General features: G+C 59.9%; 21 protein-coding genes and 1 pseudogene. 3 read left to right on the forward strand and 19 right to left on the reverse strand.

Going from position 1 to position 19,234, the window contains the following annotated elements:
* Positions 1–139: 139 nt before the first annotated feature.
* Together ACTQ1E_RS01490 and ACTQ1E_RS01495 are read right to left on the reverse strand one after the other, a co-directional pair.
* The gene (locus ACTQ1E_RS01490) at positions 140–880 is read right to left on the reverse strand and encodes an exonuclease domain-containing protein (RefSeq protein WP_441564436.1); all 741 of its coding nucleotides are present in this window, start codon (positions 878–880) and stop codon (positions 140–142) included.
* Between the two features lie 962 nt (positions 881–1,842).
* Positions 1,843–3,237 carry a uracil-xanthine permease family protein gene (locus tag ACTQ1E_RS01495; RefSeq protein ID WP_441564437.1) on the reverse strand — a complete coding sequence of 465 codons (1,395 nt, stop codon included), beginning with the start codon at positions 3,235–3,237 and terminating at the stop codon, positions 1,843–1,845.
* A gap of 351 nt (positions 3,238–3,588) precedes the next feature.
* On the opposite strand from ACTQ1E_RS01495, the gene ACTQ1E_RS01500 reads away from it, so the two are divergent.
* The gene (locus tag ACTQ1E_RS01500) at positions 3,589–4,245 is read left to right on the forward strand and encodes a helix-turn-helix transcriptional regulator (protein WP_441564438.1); all 657 of its coding nucleotides are present in this window, start codon (positions 3,589–3,591) and stop codon (positions 4,243–4,245) included.
* Positions 4,246–4,490: 245 nt separating this feature from the next.
* On the opposite strand, the gene ACTQ1E_RS01505 is transcribed toward ACTQ1E_RS01500, so the two are convergent.
* Positions 4,491–4,868 carry a RidA family protein gene (locus ACTQ1E_RS01505; protein ID WP_441564439.1) on the reverse strand — a complete coding sequence of 126 codons (378 nt, stop codon included), beginning with the start codon at positions 4,866–4,868 and terminating at the stop codon, positions 4,491–4,493.
* Between the two features lie 299 nt (positions 4,869–5,167).
* Here ACTQ1E_RS01505 and ACTQ1E_RS01510 point away from each other — a divergent pair, with 299 nt between their 5' ends.
* Both ACTQ1E_RS01510 and ACTQ1E_RS01515 read left to right on the forward strand, forming a co-directional pair.
* Positions 5,168–7,663 (forward strand): DUF3656 domain-containing U32 family peptidase, encoded by a 2,496-nt coding sequence (locus ACTQ1E_RS01510; RefSeq protein WP_441564440.1) that lies wholly within the window; start codon positions 5,168–5,170, stop codon positions 7,661–7,663.
* A 15-nt stretch (positions 7,664–7,678) separates the two neighbouring features.
* Entirely contained in the window at positions 7,679–8,338 is a 660-nt protein-coding gene (locus ACTQ1E_RS01515) for an RluA family pseudouridine synthase (protein WP_441564441.1), read from the forward strand.
* 451 nt (positions 8,339–8,789) lie between these two features.
* Here the strand turns inward: ACTQ1E_RS01515 and ACTQ1E_RS01520 are convergent, their stop codons facing one another.
* The 16 genes and pseudogenes from ACTQ1E_RS01520 to ACTQ1E_RS01595 form a co-directional block, all read right to left on the reverse strand.
* Positions 8,790–9,536: a DeoR/GlpR family DNA-binding transcription regulator gene (locus tag ACTQ1E_RS01520; RefSeq protein WP_427717633.1), complete on the reverse strand. Its 747-nt coding sequence runs from the start codon at positions 9,534–9,536 to the stop codon at positions 8,790–8,792.
* 3 nt (positions 9,537–9,539) lie between these two features.
* Positions 9,540–10,619: a Gfo/Idh/MocA family protein gene (locus ACTQ1E_RS01525; protein ID WP_441564442.1), complete on the reverse strand. Its 1,080-nt coding sequence runs from the start codon at positions 10,617–10,619 to the stop codon at positions 9,540–9,542.
* A gap of 549 nt (positions 10,620–11,168) precedes the next feature.
* The gene (rplX, locus tag ACTQ1E_RS01530) at positions 11,169–11,474 is read right to left on the reverse strand and encodes a 50S ribosomal protein L24 (protein WP_006235043.1); all 306 of its coding nucleotides are present in this window, start codon (positions 11,472–11,474) and stop codon (positions 11,169–11,171) included.
* Positions 11,475–11,487: 13 nt separating this feature from the next.
* Complete coding sequence (rplN, locus tag ACTQ1E_RS01535; RefSeq protein WP_117734331.1) at positions 11,488–11,856, reverse strand: 50S ribosomal protein L14; 369 nt, start codon at positions 11,854–11,856, stop codon at positions 11,488–11,490.
* Between the two features lie 118 nt (positions 11,857–11,974).
* The gene (gene rpsQ, locus ACTQ1E_RS01540) at positions 11,975–12,235 is read right to left on the reverse strand and encodes a 30S ribosomal protein S17 (RefSeq protein WP_006235040.1); all 261 of its coding nucleotides are present in this window, start codon (positions 12,233–12,235) and stop codon (positions 11,975–11,977) included.
* A 16-nt stretch (positions 12,236–12,251) separates the two neighbouring features.
* A complete protein-coding gene (rpmC, locus tag ACTQ1E_RS01545) occupies positions 12,252–12,467 on the reverse strand; it encodes a 50S ribosomal protein L29 (protein WP_006235039.1) in 216 nt (71 codons plus the stop codon).
* Between the two features lie 86 nt (positions 12,468–12,553).
* Positions 12,554–12,970 (reverse strand): annotated as a pseudogene (gene rplP, locus ACTQ1E_RS01550) (50S ribosomal protein L16); the annotation flags it as partial.
* Positions 12,970–13,680, reverse strand: a complete 711-nt coding sequence (gene rpsC, locus ACTQ1E_RS01555) for a 30S ribosomal protein S3 (protein WP_154514689.1) — start codon at positions 13,678–13,680, stop codon at positions 12,970–12,972. The gene rpsC and the pseudogene rplP, both read right to left, overlap by 1 nt.
* Before the next feature lie 6 nt (positions 13,681–13,686).
* Entirely contained in the window at positions 13,687–14,058 is a 372-nt protein-coding gene (rplV, locus tag ACTQ1E_RS01560) for a 50S ribosomal protein L22 (protein ID WP_006235036.1), read from the reverse strand.
* 14 nt (positions 14,059–14,072) lie between these two features.
* Entirely contained in the window at positions 14,073–14,333 is a 261-nt protein-coding gene (gene rpsS / locus ACTQ1E_RS01565) for a 30S ribosomal protein S19 (protein ID WP_006235035.1), read from the reverse strand.
* A gap of 32 nt (positions 14,334–14,365) precedes the next feature.
* The gene (gene rplB / locus ACTQ1E_RS01570) at positions 14,366–15,196 is read right to left on the reverse strand and encodes a 50S ribosomal protein L2 (RefSeq protein WP_427717620.1); all 831 of its coding nucleotides are present in this window, start codon (positions 15,194–15,196) and stop codon (positions 14,366–14,368) included.
* Between the two features lie 179 nt (positions 15,197–15,375).
* On the reverse strand, positions 15,376–15,663 hold the full coding sequence (rplW, locus tag ACTQ1E_RS01575) for a 50S ribosomal protein L23 (protein WP_006235033.1): 288 nt from the start codon (positions 15,661–15,663) through the stop codon (positions 15,376–15,378).
* Complete coding sequence (rplD, locus tag ACTQ1E_RS01580) at positions 15,664–16,290, reverse strand: 50S ribosomal protein L4 (RefSeq protein ID WP_006235032.1); 627 nt, start codon at positions 16,288–16,290, stop codon at positions 15,664–15,666. It abuts the gene before it with no gap.
* Positions 16,291–16,336: 46 nt separating this feature from the next.
* Positions 16,337–16,957 carry a 50S ribosomal protein L3 gene (rplC, locus tag ACTQ1E_RS01585; protein WP_441564443.1) on the reverse strand — a complete coding sequence of 207 codons (621 nt, stop codon included), beginning with the start codon at positions 16,955–16,957 and terminating at the stop codon, positions 16,337–16,339.
* Positions 16,958–17,416: 459 nt separating this feature from the next.
* Complete coding sequence (locus tag ACTQ1E_RS01590; protein WP_441564444.1) at positions 17,417–18,037, reverse strand: histidine phosphatase family protein; 621 nt, start codon at positions 18,035–18,037, stop codon at positions 17,417–17,419.
* Between the two features lie 39 nt (positions 18,038–18,076).
* Entirely contained in the window at positions 18,077–19,231 is a 1,155-nt protein-coding gene (locus ACTQ1E_RS01595; protein WP_441554677.1) for a cation diffusion facilitator family transporter, read from the reverse strand.
* Positions 19,232–19,234 lie beyond the last annotated feature (3 nt).

Consider the following 19,234-nt stretch of genomic DNA (forward strand, 5'->3'; position numbering starts at 1 on the left):
CCCCTCGACTTGAGTGAATCAGGGGTTATTCCCGGAATCATCGACTGACAGTCTGTCCAGTGTGGCACGTCTATCAAATGGACTTTAGCACCGTTAGTCCACTCCGCGCTCCACACCCATCAGCTCTAATTGCCCTCACCTACCTCCCCTCCGCTTTCAGCTTCAGCAGCAGGTCGCCCAGCTCGGGGCACTTGCTGGAAAGGCGCGTCTCGGCTCGCTCGCCCATCCCCCACCGCTGGCGGATCTCCTGGGCGCGCGGACTCACGTGATAGTCCCCGTCCATCACCTGCTTGAGCAGCTTGGCGGTCACGCGCGCATCGGCAAGGGCGCTGTGGGCGTGACCCGTCGACTCGTCGAACTCGATGCCAAACCACATCGCCGCGTCGCCCAACGAAACGCGCCCATGGCTGCCCACGTCCATGATCGAGGTGTAAAACGCCTGCAGGTCGGCCCAGTCCGTAGGAAATGCGGAAAGGTCGATGCGCTTTGCCTGGCACTCGGTTAAAAGCTGTCGACGGTCCGTCCCGCTCCAGCAAACCACCTGGGCGGAGTAGCGACCGATCCAATCGCTGAGCCTTTTGATCACCACATGGAGCGGATCGGCCATCGCGGTGTCCACGGCCGATATCCCTGTGAGCTCGCGGACGGGATACGCAACGCCTTCGGTTAATTCTGTCTGCACAAACTGCGAGAACTCGCCCATAACGTTGCCGTGGTAATCGAGCTTAACGGCGCCGACCTCGATAATCTCATTGCGCAGCCCACGGCGCTGGCGCTGCTTTGGCACCGGCGCAAACTCAAAGTCCAGCACGATCTGTCGCGCAAAGTTCGTCGTATCGATAGCCGAGATACCCGGCGTCTTTTCAGCTGACACGGTCATGGCCTTTCTCCGTTGCCTGCCGCTTGCTACATAGGCGGCTACATTGCCGTAAGGATAGGCGCCCGTGCGGACATGAAAGCGGGGCGCAATGCCATGCGCCAAGCACACGCCATGCAGGCGGCCCCAAGGGAGTCGCCCGCTCTATTCAGATGCATGAAAAAGATTGAGGCCCGGTGACTTGAATCAGAGGTCATCCCGGGCCCATCAGAGCTCGTAGAGCTCTTGGTTGCTTTGGTCTCGCTCTTCACGGCGCTTATCGAACTTTCCGAGGCACTCAAGCAGCGTACGAAGCAAAAGAAGAGGGGTCGACGCCGTTAAGGCATTGACGCCTTGAACTAAGTAACGGCGCTGCCCAGCTATCACCCTTGGGCTGCCGTCGACTTCATTCTACCCACGGTTGCCAGGTTTAACAAATGAATTTTCAGTAACGAGGCCTCGGCGCCCGCTCCTGCGTTCGCTCAACTCGTCGCTCTACTCCAGCCACCACTCAACATCCACGGAGCACTCAACCGCAAATGCTAAAGACCACGCGATCGGGCAAAGCCCCGTCACCAACAACACAGGACGGACCCTCAGCTTCCTTTACGTTATAGCTAGCTATATTATACTTTCCGATAATATAGCTAGCTATAACGTAATTCGACAAGCGGCGCACGCAAAAGGGGCGGTACACCACCGCACACGGACCGTTCCGGAAGCTCCTGACCGCTCTGGTCTCGCTCCTCACAGCGCTCATCGGACTTTCCGAGGCACTCAAGCAGCGTCCGAAGCATAAAAAGAGGGGTCGACGCCGTTAAGGCATCGACCCCTTAATCTAAACAACGACACTGCCCAGCTCTTCACCACTTGGGCTGCCGTCAGCCTTATTTTACCCACGGGACAAACCCTTTGAAGTGCGGCTTGGCGCCTCGTGACGTCGGCGGACGAGGCGATGTGTCCGCCGACGAATAGCACCAAATTGGTTACTTCTTGCTCTCGGGCAAGACCAGATCCACAGCGGCATCCTTGGCGGCATCGATGTGCTGAGCCACGACCGGCGTCTGCGGAAGGATCAGGTTGAGCACGATGGCCATGATGGCGGTGGGGGTTACGGCATTGGAGCCGATGACGGTGGACACCCAGGTGGGCATACCCTCGCCGGCGAGGCAACCGCTGGCCATCCAGATACCCAGGCCAAAGACGACGGAGGTACCGACGATGGTGGTAGTGCGCTGCGTAAGGCCCTCGCGGGTGAACATGCGCACGCCGTTCATGGTGATGGTGCCAAAGACGCCGACGGTCGCGCCGCCGATGACAGGCTGCGGGATAGCGGAAAGGACGGCAGAAAGCTGCGGGAACAGGCCGGCGATGGCAAAGACGGACGCGATGATCACAAAGACCCACTTGTTGACGACCTTGTTGGAGCAGATGATGCCCACGTTCTGGCCAAGGGCGCTGGTGGGAAGACCGCCCAGCAGGCCGCCGACCATAGAGGTGAGGCCCTGGGACACGATAGCGCCGGAGAGCTCGCGCTCGGTGGGCATGCGGTCGATGGAGCCCAGGCAGGCGGCGGAGACATCGCCGATAACCTGGATGGCAACCATGGGGAACACGACGGCGAGGGTAATGCAGACCTCGGGATCAAACTCGAGTGCGTAGGGCATGAGCTTGGGAAGGGCGAAGACCTGAGCGGTGGCGACGCTAGAGAAGTCGATCATGCCAAAGGGGATGGAGACGATCATGCCAACGATCATGCCAAAGAACACAGATCCCAGCTTGAACGTACCCTTGCCAAAGTTGGCGAGAGCGAAGACCACGGCGAAGGTGATAAGAGCGACGCACCAGGCCTGCGGGGTGCCCCACAGCGGCGTGCCCATACCGCCAGCCATATACTTGACGGCCGTGGGATACAGGGAGACGCCGATGGAGAAGATGACCGTACCGGTCACGACGGGCGGGAACAGCCACTTAATCTTGCTGTAGGCCAGACCAAAGAGGACCGCGACGGCACCGCCGACAATCTCGCCGCCCAGCAGCGCACCAAAGCTAAAGCCCGAGGCACCCATGGCCTGCAGGGCCGGCAGGAACGCGAACGAGACGCCCATGACGATGGGCAGGCCGCCGCCGATGCGGCGGAAAGGAGCGAAGGCCTGAAGGGCCGTGTCGATTGCCGAAAGAATGAGCGCCACCTGAATGATGTCGGTGCTCTGCTGGCTGTTAAAGCCGTAGACGCCGGCCATGATGACCGCCGGGGTAATGATGCCGGCAAACGATGCCAGTACGTGCTGAAGGGCACACGGAATCATTTCCTTAACGGGCGGCATGCCTTCGCGAGTGAACAGGGCTTCAGTGCCGTTCGTAACCGTCTCCTGGGCCATTTGACCACCAATCCTCGAAGTAGTTGTTTTCGCATCTAGCGCTCTATTGTGACGCAGTGCGGGGTTGAGGTTGTGCCTTCGGTGAATATCGTATTAAAGAATTTTCTCATTCTCAATAATAATTTTTTGTTATCAGACTATTTTTCAGCTGAGACAACGCATTTCCGCAGGTCAGGAAAGTGTCTGGTCAAAATAACATCTAACTTTTCTTTTGGTCGACCGCTTACCGCCAAAATCCTACCGTTCGTCTGTATTACGCAATGTACCTGCGAATATACGAGTCAATAGACACCGTGTTACCATGAGAAAAAATTGTTATGAAACTTCCGATTTCATCCAAAGGAGTTGCCCGTGAACGAGACTATACGTCGCTTTTTGCCGATGGTCGATTTCCTGGAGCAGATACTCGGCAAAAACAGCGAAATCGTGCTGCACGATTTCTCGGATCCCGACCACGCCATCGTCGATATCCGCAACGGCATCGTGAGCGGCCGCAAGGTCGGCGGTCCCGCCACCGATCTGGCACTCAAGATCATGCACGATCCCAAGTATCGCGACCTGCCGTTTACTACGGGCTACGAGGGGCGCGGTGCCGGTGGCAAGGCGTTGGAATCCGCATCGTACTTTATTCGCGAGGATAACGAGATCGTCGGCATGCTCTGTGTCAACACCGATCTTTCCACGGTACGCTCCATCAACGCCATGGCTCAGCAGCTCATGGCCTGCTTCGACGCCGTGCCAAGGCAGGCGGAGCCCTCCCCCATCGAGATCGAACGCCTTTCGGAGTCCACGCAGGAGCTCATCGACCGCAGCATTTCCGAATTGCTCGAAAGCCACGGCCAGGATGTCGCCTCGCTTGGGCAGGCCGATCGCGTGGACGTTATTCGCCACCTTAACGGCAACGGCGTATTTATGCTCAAGGGCGCTGTTGCCTGCGCTGCCACCGCGCTGGGCATCTCGGAGCCCAGCGTCTACCGCTACCTGCAAAAAGTCCGCAAGGAAGGCTAACGAGCAAAATGGAGCGCGGGCAGTCTTTTTGGGACGGGGCTATTTTAGCTACCCTCCCTCTGCCCGCGATTTCGATGAGCCGCAAGTAAAATCAATCCTGCATATAGGGGTAGCTAAAATGGCCCCGTCCCAAAAAGACTACCCTTGGTGGCCCCACGAGCGATCCGCCACGTGACAAAAGAACCCTGCAGCTCACACGCGCTGCAGGGTCTTTTTGCATGTCATGTTTAGTTGTTGCCAACGCCTTAGAGAGCGGCGACGACCTCGATCTCGACCAGACCGCCAGCCGGAAGAGCGGCAACCTGGAAAGCGCTGCGCGCGGGGAACGGGGCCTCAAACTTGGAGGCATAAATCTCGTTCACGGCGGCAAAGTCGGCGATGTTAGCCAGGTAGACCGTGGTCTTGACGACATCGGCAAACGTAGCGCCGGCAGCGGTCAGCAGGGCTTCGACGTTGGCGAGGGACTGCTTGGCCTGGGCCTCGATGCCCTCGGGCAGCTTACCGGTCTCGGGATCGATGCCCAGCTGGCCGGACAGGAACACCATGTTGCCGGTCTGGATACCGGGGGAATACGGGCCGATGGCTGCGGGCGCGTTATCGGAAGACACGACGGTCTTGCTCATGTTTTTCTCCTTACGATCAAATAGAGAGCGTGAGCGCGGCGTTCGCACCGGGAGGCACAGTTCGGTCTGAACACCGCGCTTGATTGGGATAGTAGGGGATGATTTTGCCAGATGCAAGATAATTATCAGATTGCGATAATATTTTATCGCCCAGCGGTTTCCCCGAACCGCTGAACGGTTCTCCACGGGGTCAGCCAGCCCAGGCTGCTGAAGACTTTGTCCTGCTTAGGCTGCGGGCATCGCCCATCGCGACGGCGCCACTATACTTTTGTGTATCTGAGCATTTTGAAAGGCAGGATATGACCGCAACCGCCAGCCGAACCACCAACCGCAGGCCCGAGCTTCTGGCCCCCGCCGGAGGCCCGGAGCCCTTTGCCGCCGCGCTCGCCGCCGGGGCAGACGCCATCTACTGCGGCATGGGCAGCTTCAACGCCCGCCGCAAGGCCACCAACTTTACCGATGAGGCCTTTGAGCAGGCCTGCCGCGCTGCACACCTGGCCGGGTCGCGCGTCTACGTCACGGTCAACATCGTCATCAAGCAGTCCGAGATGAGCGATGCGCTGCAGCTCATCCATCGCTGCTCCACGCTGGGCGCCGACGCCTTCATTATCCAGGACTGGGGCCTGTTCTTTGAGGTCAAGCGCACCATGCCCGGCATCGAGACCCATATCTCGACCCAGGCGAACATCCACGATGACCGTGGAACCATCTGGTGCCACGAGCAGGGCGCCGACCGCGTGACCCTCTCGCGCGAGCTTTCCATCGACGAGATTGCCGCCATCCACGACGCCGCGCCCGACGTTGACCTGGAGGTCTTTAGCCACGGCGCCATCTGCTTTTGCTACTCGGGCCTGTGCCTGCTCTCGAGCTTTGCCATGGCGGGCCGCTCGGCCAACCGCGGCATGTGCGCCCAGCCCTGTCGCCTGCCTTACGAGCTAATTGACGAGAACGGCCACTCGCTCTCCCCTGCCGGTCGCGAGCGCGCGCTATGCCCGCGCGATACCAACACTTCACAGCTTGTTCGCCGCCTGTATGACGCCGGCGCCGCATCGCTCAAGCTCGAGGGCCGTATGAAGGCGCCCGATTACGTGTACTCCATCGTCGATGTGTATCGTCATCAGATCGATGACATGCTGGCCGGGGCCGTCGTAGATAAGGACGAGGACGCCGCTCGCCAGCGCCAACTCAAGCGCTGCTTTAACCGCGACTTTACGCACGCCTATCAGGACGGCACCTCGGGCGACGAGATGATGAGCTACGAGCGCTCCAACAACCGCGGCCAGATTGTGGGCACGGTGCTGGGCAGCCGTATGGCCAACCGCGACGTGCGCGGGCTCAAACCCGACGACCGTCGTCGCCGCGCCGCCATCGCCCGCATTGAGCTGTTTGAGCCCGTGGGCAAGGGCGACTTGTTGGAACTTCGCCACGACGACGAGTTCGATCAGTTCCTGACTACCATCGCCGCCGATGATGCCGCCGCCGGCGACATCATCGAGTGCCACGTGCCCCGCAGCATGCCCGAGGGCTGCCGCGTTCGTGTGATTCGCAGCCAGCGCGCCATTGACGCTGCCGGCGCCGCGCTCAAGCGCGATGTGCTACGCCGCCGCGCCGTAGACGTGTCCGTCGCGGCGCGTCTGGGCGAGCCGTTTACCGTCACGCTCACCTGCTGCGACGACCCCACGCTCACCGCCACCGCCACCGGCTTTACCGTCGAGGCCGCCAAGACCCGCGCCGTCGAGGCATCCGATCTGGTGGAGCACGTGGGCCGCATGGGCTCCTCGCCCTTTGAGGCCGCGAGCTTTGACGTGGCGCTCGATGAGGGCTGTGGCATGGGCTTCTCCGCTGTGCACAAAGTGCGCGCCGCCGCTTGCAAGGCGCTCGAGGAGGCCATTCTGGCGCCTTACGAGGAGCGCGCCCACACGCTCGAGCTGCCGGCGATTGTCACCAGTGATTCCCGCCCCGCGCCCGAGCACTACCGCGATGAGCCGCAGATCTGCGCCACCGTCACCTCACTCGAGGCCGCCGAGGCAGCGCGCGCGGAGGGAGCCGCGCGCATCTACATGACCACCGACGCGCTCGATGCGGCCGAGCTCTCCCCCGCCGATGCGTTTGAGCAGGGTATTGTTCCCGTGCTCGATGAGGTCTGCCGCGCCGTCGACCACGCGCGCGTCGACCCGTGGGTCGTTGCCGGTGCCACGGTCGCTATTGGCAACATCTCTGAGCTTGCCCTGGCCGCCCAGGTTGGTGCCACGGCCGAGATTCGCTCTTGCCTGCCCGTGCACAACACGCCTTGCATGGAGGCACTCGCCGAGCGCGGAGCCGGGGCGTTTTGGCTCTCGCCCGAGATCACGCTCGACGAGATTATCTCGCTTGGCACCTCCGCGCCCGCGGCCCTGGGCATCACCGTTTTCGGCCGCCCGCGCGTTATGACGAGCGAGCACTGCATCCTGCAGGTGGCCAATGGCTGCATCCACGATTGCGCCCACTGCCGCCTGCGCGCCCGCAAGCTGTCGCTCAAGAATATCGACGGCAAGGTCATGCCGGTGCGCACCGACATCCACGGCCGCTCGCGCCTGTACGACGCCTACCCCATCGACCTCACACCGCAGGTTCCACAGCTGCTCGACGCCGGCGTGCGCCGTCTCATGGTCGACGGAACCCTGCTCGAGGCCGATGAGATTGGCCGCGCCGTCGCACGCGTCCGTCGAGCCGTCGAGGCCGCGCAGGCCGGCCGTAAGCCCGCCGCCCGCCTGCGCGGCGCCACTTCGGGCTGCATGTTTGTGGGAATTAGCTAACCGAAAGGCTTACACGTGAACGAAGAACCTCAAGTCCTCTACTGCGACGCCTGGCTCATGGCCATCGATAAGCCCGCCGGCATGATCGTCCACGGCGACGGCACCGGCGAGCGCACGCTTACCGACTATGCCAGCGACCTTTTGCTGGCGATGGGCGACGGCTTTGCCGCGACCGACATGCAGCCGCTCAACCGCTTGGACCGCGACACCACTGGCGTGGTGTTGTTCTCGCTCGACAAGCAGACGCAGCCCGCCTTTGACCAGATGGTGATCGACCACGCCTTTGAAAAGCACTATCTGGCGCTCGCCGAGGGCAAGATCGACTGGAACGAAAAGCTCATCGACAAGCCCATCGCCCGCGATCGCCACGATAGCCGCAAGATGCGCGTCGGCGCCAGCGGCAAGCCGTCGCAGACACGCGTCAAGGTGCTCAAGCGCCTTAAGAGCCGCCGAGGCCTGCCCGCCCGTTCGTATATCGATGTTGAGCTGCTCACCGGCCGCAAACACCAGATCCGCGTGCACCTGGCAAGCGAGCATCATCCCCTGGTTGGCGACGACCTGTACGGAACGCCGCGCCCCTGTGGCCTCATGCTCCACGCCCACAGCGTATCCTTTACCCATCCCGTAACCGGCGAGCACATCCACATCGAAGCCCCCTGCCCCTGGGAGCCCTAAAACCTGCCAAAAAGGGACAGGTTTATTTTGGCAGGTTTTATCTGGGCAAACGTCAAGCCGCCACGATGGCTCAGCCGCGGCCCCAAAACATCTCGATCTGTAACAGTTAGAACCCATTTTCCGGTCTATCTGTTACAGATCGAGACATTCAAATCCCCCTCTAAGGAAAATCTCGATCTGTAACAATAACTCGGCAAAATCGATCCCAGATGTTACAGATTGAGACAAAGGGATGGCGCGGTTCGGAAGTATCTCAATCTGTAACATCTAACCCACTTTTAACGGTCCAGTTGTTACAGACTTAGACAAACCGGCGGATAACGAAAGCGGCAACGCCTGTGATGGACGTTGCCGCTTTTCTATTGAGAAAACTACTCGGTTTTCGTTACAAACCACCACAATGGGGACAGGCACCTTTGTGACGGTTTTGGCCTTGGCCTGCTCCTGCTTGCTAGACCGTGATGACGTTGTCCATTGCCCGGTACTTGGCGGGCACCTCGCCTGCGGTAATAATCGTTGCGTCGCGAAAGTCCGCGAACTTGACGGGCGCCACCATGCCAAATTTACTGGCGTCCGAGATTACAAAGCGCTTGGCCGTATGGCGCATCGAGATGCGCTTTACTTGCGCCTCCTCGATATCGGGCGCCGTGAAGCCCTGCTCGGCGGCAATGCCGTTAGAACCCCAAAAGCCACAGTTAAAGTTGTAGCGGTCTAAGGTTGCCAAGGCATCGGGGCCAACGAGTGCTTCGGTCTCGGGCTTGAGCTCGCCGCCTAGTACCACGGTACGCATGCCGCGCAAAGCGAGGTGCTGAGCATGGAGCACGGAATCGGTCACATAGGTGACATCTTCAAGGTGTGGAAGATGCTCGATGAGCTTGAGCGTCGTCGAGCCCGAATCGATGTATACAAAGCTCTCGGGCTCCACCAGCGCCGCGGCGCGGGCGCAGATACGCTCCTTATCGTCGTTATGGAGGTCGCTGCGCTCATTGAGCGTTAGGTCGCGCGTCACGTGTGCGCGCTCAAGACTCGTCGCTCCGCCGTGGACCTTGGCGATACGGTGTGCTCGATCGAGCGTCTGCAGGTCGCGCCGAATGGTAGACGCCGTTACGCCCAGGGTATCGGCAAGCTCTTGCACAGTAACCGAGCCAGCCTGCTGGACCATCGACACGATCGCGTTGAGCCTATCCTCCGCAAGCATCGCTTACTCCTCCTCGGGGTACACGACTCCCCAGTCGGCGCGGAGCTTGGTCATGAGCTCCATGACATCAGAAGCATAATCCAGAAGCTCGCGCTTCGAATCATCGCCGGCAACGGCCTTCTCCAGGTCGGCCATTTCGTAGCACAGGGCGTAAGCCTCGGTGCCGGTGTGGACCTCCTCACGGTGCCCGTCCGCAGTCCACACGATGGTCGCGTGATCGGCGCGGGGATACTCGTTGACCTCGATATAGCACTTGTCAAAGCTGATGACCGAGCGCTTGGGCTGCTTGGAGTGGAGCGTAAGGCTCACCACGCCCAGCTGCTGCTCGGCATTACGGCAGACGATGCCGCCCGCAACGTCAACGCCGGTCTCACAGGTGTTGCCGAGCGAAACGACCTCAACAGGCTGGCTTGCCATAAAGAGGCGCATGACGGACAGGGCATACACGCCAATATCGAGCATGGCACCGCCAGCAAGGTTGCGATTGTAGAAACGGTTGGTCAGGTCGCCGTATTCCTTGTAGCTGCCAAAGTTGAGCTGAGCGAGGTTCATGCGGCCAAACTCGCCGGCATCCATGCGGCGGCGCAGCTCCCGATACAAGGGCATGTGGAGCACCGTGGTGGCGTCCATAAGGACCACGTTGTGCTCGTCGGCGATGGCACGTGCTTCGTCGAGCTCGGCGGAGTTGAGGGTGATGGCCTTCTCGCAGAGCACGTGCTTGCCAGCTGCCAGAGCGGCGCGCAGGTAGGCGATATGCGTGTTATGCGGCGTGGTGATATAAACGGCGTCGATGTCGGGATCGGCGTAGAGGTCCTCAACCGTCTCGTACACCTTCTCGACGCCATACTGCTCGGCAAAAGCCTGGGCCTTGGACAGCGTGCGGTTGGCGACGCCCGCAAGCTTGCGACCGGCAAGGGCGAGAGACTGGGCCATCTGATTGGCGATAACGCCGCATCCGATCACGGCCCAACGAAGCTCGGGAGCCGTAAAGATGTCGTTAGGGAACGGCTGATCCTGGACCGAGGCAAACGCCGCCTTAGCGGCGGCTTCGGCGTCGAGCGGAGCCTGTTTGGAATCTGTCATCATGTGCCTCCTGAGTCACCGGAAGTTCTTCATTTCCAACAGCCTTATATTCGCACAAATTTGCGCGCATTTGCTTGTATTTGCGTGTTTATTTGTTTATCGGTCATTATTAACAATAATTAGCAGATATTTGCGCGGCTATACGCATTATCGCGCAAGACTCTGTGCGTAAATACGCATGCATCGATCGTTATGATGCAGAAAAAGGCGGGACACCAAAACCCCTAAAGGAAAGCAGGCTGTCTTACTCTGCCCCCTAGGGGCATCAGACATCAAAAGACCATCCCTAACTGCCGGCACATAGGGACTGTCCCAGGCTGCCGAAACCTGGGGCGTTCCCCGTACGACGCTTTCGTGGCAAGACTGTCCCCATCAACCAGCCGTTAAAGAACGTCCCCAACGACCAGTCATTTATGTCTGTCCCCAATGAGTATGGCCACTCATTTATGTCTGTCCCTAATGAGTCTGTCCCCAATGAGTAGGGATAGAAAAAGGCCCGGGTGCCGTGGCATCCGGGCCTTTGCTAGCAACTTAGATGTTGCGGGCAGCTTAGAACTTGTGGCCGCACTTCTTGCAGACGCGCAGCTTGTTCTTGCCGTCCTTCTCGTGACCGACGCGGGTAACCTTACCGCACTCGGGGCAAACGAGATTGACGTTGGAGGCATCGATGGGAGCCTCCTGCGAAACGATGCCGCCCTGCTGGTTGGCAGCGTTGGGCTTGACGGCCTTCTTGACGACCGAAACGCCCTCGACAACGACCTTGTTCTCGGCAGGGAGAGCACGCAGGACAACGCCCTGCTTGCCGCGATCCTTACCAGAGAGAACCTGGACCTTATCGCCCTTCTTGATATACATATATCTCCCCTAACTACAGGGTCTCGGGAGCGAGCGAGACGATCTTCATGTACTTCTTGTCACGAAGCTCGCGAGCGACGGGCCCGAAGATACGGGTGCCGACGGGCGAACCATCGTTGTTGATGACAACGCAGGCGTTATCATCAAAGCGAATGTAGGAGCCATCCTTGCGGCGGATCTCCTTAACGGTGCGAACGACGACGCAACGGACAACGTCCTTCTTCTTGACGTTGGCGCCAGGAGTAGCCTCCTGGACAGCACCGATGAACACATCGCCGATGCCTGCATAACGACGCTTGGAACCGCCAAGCACCTTGATGCAGCGAATCTTGCGAGCGCCGGAGTTGTCGGCGACGTTCAGCATGGTTTGCATCTGAATCATGGTAGATGTTCCTCCGAACTAAGAACCGAAGAGAGGTGCGCAGCCTTTATGCGGCCCGTGGTATGCAAGCCAGGCATACGCACATCTTCGGAAACGTACAAGTCGTAAGAGCGACTGCTTATTTAGCGCGCTCGACGACCTCGATGAGGCGCCAACGCTTCATCTTGGACATAGGACGGGTCTCCATAACGCGGACGGTATCGCCCACGCCAGCCGTGCACTCCTCGTCGTGAGCGTGCAGCTTCTTGGAGCTGGTCATCATCTTGCCGTACTTGGGGTGACGCTTGCGCTCGGTGATGGTGACAACGATGGTCTTGGCACCGGAGACGGAGGTAACGACACCCGTACGGACCTTACGCGAGTTACGCGAATCAGTCATGTTCTCTCCTTAGGTCCTACTCGGCGACAGCGGACTTCTCCGCTGCGATCTCGCGGGCGCGCTGCTCCGTGAGGACGCGAGCGATGTCCTTCTTCACGGTGTTGACGCGAGCGGTGTTGTCCAGCTGGCTGGTGGCCATCTGGAAACGAAGGTTAAAGAGCTCGGCGCGCATTTCCTTCAGCTTCTCAACGAGCTGAGCGTCCGAGAGCTCACGAATCTCTGCGGGCTTCATTAGTTCTCCTCCTTGGCGGCGGCGGCGTCCTCAGCAGCCCACTTGGTCTCGAGAGCGGCCTCCTCAGCCATCTCCTTCTCGATGCGCTGCTCGGCGTTCTTGGCAGCAACGATCTTGGTCTTGATGGGGAGCTTGTGCTGCGCAAGACGCAGAGCCTCGCGAGCGACCTCCTCGGGAACACCCTTGACCTCGAACATGATGCGGCCGGGCTTGACGACGGCCACCCACTCCTCGGGGTTACCCTTACCAGAACCCATGCGAGTCTCGGCAGGCTTCTTGGTGATGGGCTTATCGGGGAAGATCGTGATGTAGACACGACCGCCACGCTTCATGTAGCGGGTCATGGCAATACGAGCGGCCTCGATCTGACGGTTGGTGATCCAATGGGCCTCGAGAGCCTGGATGCCAAACTCGCCGAAATGCAGCTCGGTATTACCCTTGGCCTGGCCCTTCATGGAGCCACGCTGCACCTTGCGGTGAAGAATACGCTTAGGGGCAAGCACTACTGACCCCTCCTCTCGGAGTTACGACGACGAGGACGGGAAGAGCCCTCGAGTGCAGGGTTGGGAACAGGCTGGCCCGGGAGCTTCTCGCCCAGGTAGATCCAGACCTTCACGCCGCAGGCACCCATGGTGGTGCTGGCGACAGCCGTGCCGTAGTCGATCTTGGCACGGAGGGTGTGCAGAGGCACGCGACCCTCACGGTACCACTCACGACGGCCCATCTCGGCACCGCCGAGACGACCGGAGCACTGGATACGGATGCCCTTGGCGCCGGCCTTGCGGGCGGACTGGACAGCCTTGCGCATAGCGCGACGGAAGGCAACGCGGCCCTCGAGCTGCTCAGCGATGGACTGAGCAACGAGGTTGGCGTCGAGCTCGGGACGCTTGATCTCGACAACGTCGACGGAGAGCTGGCCCTTGGAGACGCCAGCGACCTTCTCGAGCTCGGTACGGAGGGTATCGATCTCGGCACCCTTCTTACCGATAACAACGCCGGGGCGAGCGGTGAAGATGATGACCTTCACCTTGTCGCCAGCGCGCTCGATCTCGACGCGGGAGACAGCTGCGCGGGAGAGACGCTTCTCGAGGTACTTGCGGATCTCGAGATCGTTACCGAGGGTCTTAGCGTAATCCTTCTCTGCGAACCAGCGGGAGCGCCAGTTCTCGGTGATGCCAAGACGGAAGCCGGTGGGGTAGACTTTCTGACCCATACAGCTTTACGCCTCCTTTCGAGGAGCAACGACGACGGTGATGTGGGAAGTACGCTTCAGAATGCGAGAAGCGGAACCCTTGGCGCGGGGACGGATGCGCTTAAGCGTCGGACCCTCGTCAACATAGGCAGCAGCGACAACCAGGTTGTCGGCACGCAGACCGTTGTTGTTCTCGGCGTTCGCAACGGCGGAACGGAGAACCTTCTCGACATCCACGGCGACGGCGCGGTCGCAGAAGTGGAGGATGTCGAAGGCCTGAGCGACAGGCTTGCGGCGGATCAGATCGACCACCAGGCGGGCCTTGCTGGGGGAAACACGCACGTACTTAGCGACGGCGCGAACCTCGGTGGCCTCAGTTTCAATAGACTTAGTTGCCATTTACGGTTAACCCCCTATTTGGCCTTGTGGCCACGGAACGTACGAGTCGGCGCGAACTCGCCGAGCTTGTGACCAACCATGGACTCGGTAACATACACGGGCACATGCTTGCGGCCGTCGTGGACGGCGATGGTGTGACCAACCATCTCGGGGAAGATGGTGGACGCGCGGGACCAAGTCTTCACGACGTCCTTCTTGCCAGCCTCGTTCATCGCGGTGATACGCGAGAGAAGGCGAGTCTCCACGAACGGGCCCTTTTTGAGACTTCTGCTCATAAGTGCTTTCTCCTAAAACTCGGTATCCGAAATTACTTCTTACGGCGACGAATGATGTGCTGGTTCGAGACCTTCTTCTTCTTGCGCGTACGAAGGCCCTTCGTCGGCTTACCCCAGGGGGTAACAGAGGGACGACCAGAGGTGTGGTTCTTGCCCTCGCCACCGCCGTGCGGGTGGTCGACAGGGTTCATAACGGTACCGCGGACGGTCGGGCGCACGTTCATGTGACGCTTACGGCCGGCCTTGCCGATGACGATGTTGGCGTGATCGGCGTTGCCGACCTCACCGACGGTGGCGCGGCAGGTAACGAGGATGCGGCGCATCTCGGAGGAAGGCATACGGACGATGGCGTACTTGCCCTCCTTACCCATCAGCTGGCAGGAGTTACCGGCGGAACGGGCGATAGCGGCGCCCTTGCCCGGCTGGAACTCGACGGCGTGGATGAGCGTACCGACGGGGATGTCGGCGAGGGGCAGAGCGTTGCCCGGCTTGATGTCGGCGTCAGAACCGGACATGACGGTCTGACCGACCTCGAGGCCCTTGGGGGCCAGGATGTAGCGCTTCTCACCGTCAGCATAGTGCAGCAGAGCGATGCGAGCGGAACGGTTCGGATCGTACTCGATCGTGGCAACCTTGGCGGGCACGCCGTCCTTGTTGCGCTTGAAGTCGATCACGCGGTAACGACGCTTCACGCCGCCGCCCTGGTGGCGGGTGGTGACGCGGCCGTTGTTGTTACGACCGGCCTTCTTGGGCAGGGGCTCGAGAAGAGACTTCTCGGGCTTGGTGCAGGTGATCTCGGAGAAGTCGGAGATCGTCTGCCAACGCCTACCAGCGGAGGTCGGCTTAAGGTGCTTTACAGCCATTACAATCCCTTTCAATAGGTATCCGTTAGCCATCGCAGACAGGGATTCGAGGTTTTGCCTCGGGTGCGATGACACCGGACGTATACACGGTTCCGGGCGTGTCCATTTTATACGCCCAAAACCTTGAGCTCTCGCCTCCCCTATTTGGGAGGCATGAGCTCACTCAACAGCAGCGAGTCTTAGGCCTGGTTGCCAAAGACCTCGATGGTGTCGCCCTCGGCCAGCGTAACGATGGCCTTCTTCCAAGAACGGGTCTTGCCGGCGACATAGCGCACGCGCTTGGTCTTGGGCTTGACCGTCAGGGTGTTCACGCGAACGACCTTGACGCCGAAGATCTCCTCGACAGCGTCCTTGATCTGATACTTGTTAGCATCCTTGGCGACCTCGAACGTGTACTTGTTCTGCTCCATGCCGGAGAAGGAACGCTCGGACACGATCGGACGGATGATGATCTCGTGGGCGGTCATTTATGCAAGCACCTCCCCGAAGTGAGCGGCGATGTCGGCGGGCATCAGCACAGCGTTGTTGTTGACGAGATCATAGGTGTTGGCCTCGTCGGCAGTGATGATGAACGTCTTGGGAATGTTGCGGAACGACAGGTAGGCGTTGACGTCCTCATCGCGAACGATGATGGTCAGACGCTTGCCCTCAAGGCCGAGAGCCTTGAGCATGGCAACGGCAGCCTTGGTGGAAGGCTTCTCGAAGCCGTAGTCGTCGACGAGCACGAGCTCGCCATCGGCCAGCTTGGCGGACAGCGCAGAGCGCATAGCCAGCTTGACCTCCTTGTTGTTCATACGCTTAGCGTAGGAACGGGGCTTGGGGGCGAAGACAACGCCACCGTGACGCCACTGGGCAGCACGGATGGAACCCTGGCGGGCACGACCGGTGCCCTTCTGACGCCAAGGCTTCTTGCCGCCACCGGAAACCTCAGAGCGGCCCTTAGCGGACTGGGTGCCCTGACGCCAAGAGGCCATCTGGCACTTGACGATGTGGTGCATAACGTGGATGTTCGGCTCGATGCCGTACACCTCAGCGGCGAGCTCGGCCTCGGCGACCTTCTTGCCCTCGCTGTTCTTTACTTCAAACTTTGCCATTTAAGTGTTCTCCTTGGTATGACGCTGGGCTAAATGGGCTGGGCCCTTAGGCCATACGGATGGCGACGAGACCATTCTTGGCACCCGGGACAGCGCCCTTGACCAAGATGAGGTTCTGCTCGGCATCGATGCGGACAACGGAAAGGTTCTTGACGGTAACGCGCTCGTTACCCATGTGGCCGGCCATCTTGACGCCCTTGAGGACGCGCGCAGGATAGGCGCACTGACCGATAGAACCGGGGTGACGCTGGAAGCGAGAACCATGCGTCATAGGACCGCGGCGCTGACCCCAGCGCTTGATGCGACCCTGGAAGCCCTTACCCTTGGAGGTACCGATGACGTCGACCTTCTCGACATCAGCGAAATCAGCGACGGTGACGACCTCGCCGACCTTGTGCTCCTCGCCGTTCTCGACGCGGACCTCACGAAGGAAGCGGACAGGCTCGACGCCGGCCTTGGCGAAGTGACCAGCCATGGGCTTGTTCACGTTCTTGGCCTTGATGTCGCCGAAACCGATCTGGACGGCGTCATAGCCGTCGGTTGCCTGAGTTTTAACCTGCGAGACAGCGCAGGGGCCAGCCTGGATGACCGTGACGGGAACGACGTTGTCGTTCTCGTCCCAAACCTGGGTCATGCCAATCTTGCGGCCGAGAATCATGCTGATCAAGATATGATCCCAACTCTCGCGTGGTCTTGGGACAATGCGTACACCACCGAGCGTACGCCCCTAGAGGACCACTACTTACACGACGTGCTCCCCAGCCTTGTATTGCGTCCGGACTACCTGACAACCCTATTAAGCAGGCATTTTGTCCAGCCAGAATACTCCCCTGGTTTCACACAGCTGTTTAGTATACACGGCTGCGGGCGTATCCATCGAGATTCATATTTCACTCACATTGTTTACGCAGGTAAAGTGCGTGGCACGTTCCCAGTGTGCGGCGGAGGGGGCGGGCCTGAGACATATTAAGGTTGCTGCTCTACAGTCCTGCTCACGACGGAGAGCACATTAAGTGCTCTCCTGTTCGTGCGGAACTCGCGACAACCTTAATATGTCTCAGGCCCGCCCCCTCCGCCGCACACTGGGAACGACACGTTGATGTCTGCTTAACCTTGCTCGCTCAGGCTAATGACATTGTTGGGGATCCACAATTTGCTGCAAGGTGAACTTGCATTGGGGCGTATCGTCCTCTTCTCGCGCATCGTCGAAATCGAAGATCATGATGGCGCAGTTGGGGAGTTTTGCTGGGAGCTCGAAACCCTCTGGGGCTGCAGCCTTGATGAATTGGCGGCTGGCGCTGCCGTGGCTTACTGCTAGGAGGGTTTCGATGCCCTCGGCGCCCATGAGATTGGTGAGGGTGTCTACCATGCGTTCTTGCAGCGCGCGGCTTCCTTCTCCTCCGAAGGGGACCAAATCCTCGCCCGGATCCCAAACGTCGGTAGGCAATGCGTCGTGCGGGCCTTCCTCGAAGGTCCCATAGCCGCGCTCGATGATGCCTTCGCAGGGCTCGACAGTAGCATCCGGACCGAGGATCTCGCATGCGACGAGACTTGCCGTGTCCATAGCTCGGCCTAAAGGCGAAGAGACCACTTTGTCGGGGACGACGCCGTGGGCTTTGAGCCATTCGGCTGCCGCTTGGGCCTGTTGACAGCCCAAATCGGTAAGCGGTGAATCACAGCGACCCTGGACGAGCTTTTTTACGTTGAATTCCGTCTGGCCGTGGCGGAGCAGATACAGCCTCTTCATATTCTCCCCTTCTGTATAACGTGCTTTGCCGGCGCAGACCTACTCGTGGGTATGCCCTACGTAGTCATCGTCGATCGTAATCTTGGCAATCGACTTGGGAAATTCCGATTCGACCCTCTGGGCCAACGCGTGCTTGAGCTCATCGGACCCCATGCCCAAATCCGAGGGACGCACGCAGTCAAAGATCACGTTGGTGTGCGTAGGACCCGGCACACAGCGCAGGTCATGAATCGAAAGGCGGCTATCGATCTGTTGGGCCATGGCGTGAATGCGCAAACGCATGCTCGCCACCTTGGGGTCATCGGTCACGATGGGATCGTAGTGAAGCGTGACAATCATGTCGTCTTCGTCCCTAAATGCCTGTTCAATGTTATCGAGCGTGTCATGACTTTCCAGCGGGCTGGCCTCGGCCGCCATCTCGGCGTGAGCGCTTGCGAACTTCCTGCCCGGGCCGTAGTCGTGAACCATTAGGTCATGAACGCCCAAAACGCCAGGGTAGCTCATGATCTTGCCGCGAATATGTTCGACCAGCTTGGGATCGGGCGCCTGACCCAAAAGCGGGCTCACCGTATCCTGGATGAGCTCAAAACCGCTCCAGCCAATATAGGCGCCAACGGCAAGGCCGACCCAAGCATCAAGATTGATATGCGTCACCTGCGAAACAATTGCGCACGCTAACACGGCGCCTGTGGCAAGGACATCGTTCTTGGAATCCTGCGCGGTCGCATGCAGCGTCTCAGACTCAATACGGTCACCGAGCTTTTGGTTGAGGGCCGCCATCCACAGTTTAACAACCATCGAAAGCGCCAAGACTGCCACCAGGGCAAGCGAGAACTCGACGGGTTCGGGGTGGACGATACGCTCAAACGAGGACTTCACCAGTTCGAGGCCGATGAGCAGCACGAGCGCCGCCACGACCAGACCCGAGAGATACTCGTAGCGGCCATGGCCGTAAGGGTGCTCGGGGTCTGCCGGCTTGCCCGCCAGCTTAAAGCCAAGCACGCTCACGATGTTTGAGCTGGCATCGGACAGGTTGTTCATGGCGTCCGCCACAATCGAAACCGATCCCGACAGCACGCCAATTGCACCCTTCGCAGCGCATAGCGCCACATTGGCGAGAATACACACCACGCCCGCCAACGTGCCCACGCGCGCACGGTCGCCCTGCGCACGACGAACGATCCACTCGACCATCTA

The sequence above is a fragment of the Collinsella sp. LCP21S3_C7 genome, assembly GCF_052118485.1.
Taxonomy (GTDB): domain Bacteria; phylum Actinomycetota; class Coriobacteriia; order Coriobacteriales; family Coriobacteriaceae; genus Collinsella.

What these genes read in the sequence shown, in the direction of transcription:
- ACTQ1E_RS01495 (WP_441564437.1), bottom strand. Translation starts at nt 3,237, where the DNA reads ATGGCCCAGGAGACGGTTACGAACGGCACTGAAGCCCTGTTCACTCGC.
- ACTQ1E_RS01595 (WP_441554677.1), bottom strand. Translation starts at nt 19,231, where the DNA reads ATGGTCGAGTGGATCGTTCGTCGTGCGCAGGGCGACCGTGCGCGCGTG.
- ACTQ1E_RS01525 (WP_441564442.1), bottom strand. Translation starts at nt 10,619, where the DNA reads ATGACAGATTCCAAACAGGCTCCGCTCGACGCCGAAGCCGCCGCTAAG.
- ACTQ1E_RS01510 (WP_441564440.1), top strand. Translation starts at nt 5,168, where the DNA reads ATGACCGCAACCGCCAGCCGAACCACCAACCGCAGGCCCGAGCTTCTG.
- rpsC (WP_154514689.1), bottom strand. Translation starts at nt 13,680, where the DNA reads ATGGGTCAGAAAGTCTACCCCACCGGCTTCCGTCTTGGCATCACCGAG.
- rplB (WP_427717620.1), bottom strand. Translation starts at nt 15,196, where the DNA reads ATGGCTGTAAAGCACCTTAAGCCGACCTCCGCTGGTAGGCGTTGGCAG.
- rplX (WP_006235043.1), bottom strand. Translation starts at nt 11,474, where the DNA reads ATGTATATCAAGAAGGGCGATAAGGTCCAGGTTCTCTCTGGTAAGGAT.
- rpmC (WP_006235039.1), bottom strand. Translation starts at nt 12,467, where the DNA reads ATGAAGCCCGCAGAGATTCGTGAGCTCTCGGACGCTCAGCTCGTTGAG.
- rplD (WP_006235032.1), bottom strand. Translation starts at nt 16,290, where the DNA reads ATGGCAAAGTTTGAAGTAAAGAACAGCGAGGGCAAGAAGGTCGCCGAG.
- rpsS (WP_006235035.1), bottom strand. Translation starts at nt 14,333, where the DNA reads ATGAGCAGAAGTCTCAAAAAGGGCCCGTTCGTGGAGACTCGCCTTCTC.
- rpsQ (WP_006235040.1), bottom strand. Translation starts at nt 12,235, where the DNA reads ATGACTGATTCGCGTAACTCGCGTAAGGTCCGTACGGGTGTCGTTACC.
- ACTQ1E_RS01505 (WP_441564439.1), bottom strand. Translation starts at nt 4,868, where the DNA reads ATGAGCAAGACCGTCGTGTCTTCCGATAACGCGCCCGCAGCCATCGGC.
- ACTQ1E_RS01590 (WP_441564444.1), bottom strand. Translation starts at nt 18,037, where the DNA reads ATGAAGAGGCTGTATCTGCTCCGCCACGGCCAGACGGAATTCAACGTA.
- ACTQ1E_RS01490 (WP_441564436.1), bottom strand. Translation starts at nt 880, where the DNA reads ATGACCGTGTCAGCTGAAAAGACGCCGGGTATCTCGGCTATCGATACG.
- ACTQ1E_RS01520 (WP_427717633.1), bottom strand. Translation starts at nt 9,536, where the DNA reads ATGCTTGCGGAGGATAGGCTCAACGCGATCGTGTCGATGGTCCAGCAG.
- rplV (WP_006235036.1), bottom strand. Translation starts at nt 14,058, where the DNA reads ATGGCAACTAAGTCTATTGAAACTGAGGCCACCGAGGTTCGCGCCGTC.
- rplN (WP_117734331.1), bottom strand. Translation starts at nt 11,856, where the DNA reads ATGATTCAGATGCAAACCATGCTGAACGTCGCCGACAACTCCGGCGCT.
- rplW (WP_006235033.1), bottom strand. Translation starts at nt 15,663, where the DNA reads ATGACCGCCCACGAGATCATCATCCGTCCGATCGTGTCCGAGCGTTCC.